Source organism: Sphingobacterium sp. B16(2022) (assembly GCF_012030425.1).
Lineage (GTDB): Bacteria > Bacteroidota > Bacteroidia > Sphingobacteriales > Sphingobacteriaceae > Sphingobacterium > Sphingobacterium anhuiense.
This window is the reverse complement of the sequence record NZ_JAAUVN010000029.1, coordinates 1-255: the sequence shown is the minus strand read 5'-3', so window position 1 is coordinate 255 and position 255 is coordinate 1. Positions and strand designations below refer to the sequence as shown.

The window sequence follows — 255 nt, the reverse complement described above, 5'->3', positions numbered from 1 at the left end:
GCCCATATCATTGAATGGCAGAAAAGGCTGGACAAGTTCGGTCCAGAAGGATTGGAGGCACGGCCAAAAGGAAGACCCCTGATGACAAAGAAAGCAAATCCGCAGATCAAGCGAAAAGTTAGAAAAACGAATAAAGCGCTCACGCGTGAAGAGGAACTTTTGCAGGAGAATGAGTATTTACGTGCAGAAAATGCCCTGCTAAAAAAGCTCAGCGCCTTAGCTCAAGCCGAAAACAAGCGAAAGCCATAATGGAGC

General features: G+C 46.7%; 1 pseudogene. It reads left to right on the top strand.

Going from position 1 to position 255, the window contains the following annotated elements:
• Window positions 1–249 (top strand): annotated as a pseudogene (locus HCX49_RS25305) (hypothetical protein); the annotation flags it as partial.
• Window positions 250–255: the final 6 nt, after the last annotated feature.